Raw genomic sequence first — 2,474 nt, forward strand, 5'->3', positions numbered from 1 at the left:
GCCCACTCCATGGGGATCTGCTGGTCCAGCAGCATCCCGGTCAGCGCGGCGAGCGGGGAGCGCCCGAGCAGCGCGTCGGCCGCCGGGTCCTGGGCACCGGCACGCGAACGAGCGCGCCGCCCGGCGCCTCACGGCCCGGAGGACAGCGATGACCAGCGTCGAAGAACCGGTACCGCCCGGCGGGCGGGTGCGCGACGCGGCCCGCACCAGGGCCGAGATCCTCGATGTGGCCACGCAGGAGTTCGCCCGGGCCGGCTACGACGGCGCCCGCGTGGACGAGATCGCGGCCCGCACCCGCACCACCAAGCGGATGATCTACTACTACTTCGGCGGCAAGGAGCAGCTGTTCACGGCCGTGCTGGAGCGGGCCTACGGGGCGATCCGGGACGCCGAGCGGCACCTGGACGTCGAGCACCTGGACCCGGTGGCCGCGATCCGGCGGCTGGCGGAGCTGGCCTTCGACCACCACGAGCGGCACCCGGACTTCGTCCGGCTGGTCAGCATCGAGAACATCCACGGCGCCGCGCACATCGCGGCCTCCGAGAAGCTCGGCCGGATCGGCTCCCCGGCGCTGGACGTGATCCGCCGCATCCTGGCCGCCGGGCGGGAGTCCGGGCTGTTCAGGGCCGACGTGGACGCGGTCGACGTGCACGCGATGATCAGCTCGTTCTGCTTCTTCCGGGTCGCCAACCGGCACACCTACGGCGCCCTGTTCGGCCGGGACCTGATGGACCCGGCGCAGCGCGAGCACTACCGGACCATGCTCGGGGACATGGTGATCGCCTGCCTGACGGCGAAGCGGACGGCCGGCTGACGGGTTCGCGTCCCGCCGGTCAGGAGCGTACGGCCGCGTCGAGCAGGGGGGCGAGTTCCTGCACGGCCGTGGTGAGGGGGCGTACGTCCTGTTCGGCGCGGGCCATCAGGATCGCGCCCTCCAGGGTGCTGATCATGAGGGTGGCCAGGGAGTCGGCGCGGGAGGCGGGGACGCCCATGTCCGTCAGCGCCTCGGCGACCGGGCCCCGCCAGGTCGCGAACGCGGTGGCCGCCGCCTGCCGGGTCGAGTCGCCGGCGGCGGCGCAGTCGACCGTGGCGGCGGCGACCGGGCACCCGGCCGCGAAGCCGTCCGCCGCGTACTCGTCGGTCCACTGCGCGGCCATCGCCGCGAACAGGCCGCCCGGGGTGGGGCGTTCGAGCCCCGCGAGGAAGCGGGCGACGCGCTTGCCGGCGTACCGGCCGGCCCACTCGACCGCCTCGTTGACCAGCTGTTCCTTGCCGCCCGGGAAGTAGTGCTGGAGGGAGCCGCGCGGTGCGTCCGCGTGTGCGGCGACCTCGCGCATGCCGGTCGCGGCGACCCCGCCCCGCCGGATGAGCTGGGCCGCGCTGAAGACCATCCGCTCCCGCGGTCCGCGCCGCGCCTCGGTCATCGTGGCTCCTCCGTCTCCGTTCCCCGCCCCCACCCTATGACCGACGTCATAACGGCGGCTACTATGACCACCGTCATAGTCGGCCGGCGGCAGCGGAGGACGTCCCATGCGGGTCGGATTCATCGGTCTCGGAGTGATGGGCCGTCCCATGGCCCTGCGCCTGGCGTCCGCCGGCACCCCCCTGGTGGTCTGGAACCGGACCCCGGAGCGCGCGGAGCCGCTGCGCGCGGCCGGCGCCGAGGTCGTCGCGGACCCCGGCGAGGTGTTCGCCCGGGCGGAGGTGGTGCTGCTGATGCTCGCCGACGGGACGGCGGTGGACGCGGTCCTCGGCCGGGGCACGCCGGACCTGGCCGCACGGGTCGCCGGCCGGACCGTCGTCCACATGGGCACGACCTCCCCGGAGTACTCCCGCGCCCTGGAGGCCGATGTCCGCGCGGCCGGCGGCCGGTACGTCGAGGCGCCGGTCTCCGGCTCCCGGGTGCCGGCGGAGCAGGGCCGGCTGGTGGCCATGCTCGCCGGACAGGAGGCCGCGGTGGCGGCCGTACGGCCGCTGCTGGCGCCGGTGTGCGGGGAGGCGTTCGCCTGCGGGCCGGTGCCGGGCGCGCTGCTGATGAAGCTGGCGGTGAACATCTTCCTGATCACGCAGGTGACCGGGCTCACCGAGGCCTTCCACTTCGCCGAACGGCAGGGTCTGGACCGCCGGCTGTTCCTGGACGTCCTGGACGCGGGCCCGATGGCCAGCGCGGTGTCCCGGATGAAGGCGCCCAAGCTGCGCGAACGGGACTTCGCGGTGCAGGCGGCGGCGCTGGACGTGCTGAAGAACAACCGGCTGATCGCCGAGGCGGCCCGCAAAGCCGGCCTCGCCTCGCCGCTCCTCGACGTCTGCCACACCCTGTTCGAGGAGACGGTGGCGCGGGGCCACGGCGGCGAGGACATGGTCGCCGTGCTGCGGGCGATCGAGGCGCGGACCGCCGGGGCGCCGTGAGCGGCGCCCCGGCCGCGGCGCAGCCCTTCGGGATGCCGTACGCCCGCTCGACGCGCAGCCGCACC

Annotated in this window: 3 protein-coding genes and 1 pseudogene; 2 read left to right on the forward strand and 2 right to left on the reverse strand. The window is 74.9% G+C overall.

The genetic code is table 11. The features are described 5' to 3' along the window. A pseudogene (locus ABZ923_RS41145) lies at positions 1–95 on the reverse strand (Fe-S cluster assembly protein HesB); the annotation flags it as partial. 53 nt (positions 96–148) lie between these two features. Between ABZ923_RS41145 and ABZ923_RS41150 the strand changes: the two are divergent. After that, the gene (locus ABZ923_RS41150; RefSeq protein ID WP_361483531.1) at positions 149–814 is read left to right on the forward strand and encodes a TetR/AcrR family transcriptional regulator; all 666 of its coding nucleotides are present in this window, start codon (positions 149–151) and stop codon (positions 812–814) included. A gap of 19 nt (positions 815–833) precedes the next feature. Here ABZ923_RS41150 and ABZ923_RS41155 read toward each other — a convergent pair whose 3' ends face one another. Further along, complete coding sequence (locus tag ABZ923_RS41155; protein WP_361483534.1) at positions 834–1,424, reverse strand: TetR/AcrR family transcriptional regulator; 591 nt, start codon at positions 1,422–1,424, stop codon at positions 834–836. A gap of 106 nt (positions 1,425–1,530) precedes the next feature. Between ABZ923_RS41155 and ABZ923_RS41160 the strand changes: the two genes are divergently transcribed. Then, entirely contained in the window at positions 1,531–2,409 is an 879-nt protein-coding gene (locus ABZ923_RS41160) for an NAD(P)-dependent oxidoreductase (RefSeq protein ID WP_361483537.1), read from the forward strand. The last annotated feature ends 65 nt before the right edge of the window (positions 2,410–2,474 follow it).

This window comes from Streptomyces sp. NPDC046881, from assembly GCF_040645015.1.
Classification (GTDB): domain Bacteria; phylum Actinomycetota; class Actinomycetes; order Streptomycetales; family Streptomycetaceae; genus Streptomyces.

Bases quoted from the DNA above. Each gene is read 5' to 3' on its own strand.
- ABZ923_RS41150 (WP_361483531.1), top strand. From the start codon at position 149: ATGACCAGCGTCGAAGAACCGGTACCGCCCGGCGGGCGGGTGCGCGAC.
- ABZ923_RS41155 (WP_361483534.1), bottom strand. From the start codon at position 1,424: ATGACCGAGGCGCGGCGCGGACCGCGGGAGCGGATGGTCTTCAGCGCG.
- ABZ923_RS41160 (WP_361483537.1), top strand. From the start codon at position 1,531: ATGCGGGTCGGATTCATCGGTCTCGGAGTGATGGGCCGTCCCATGGCC.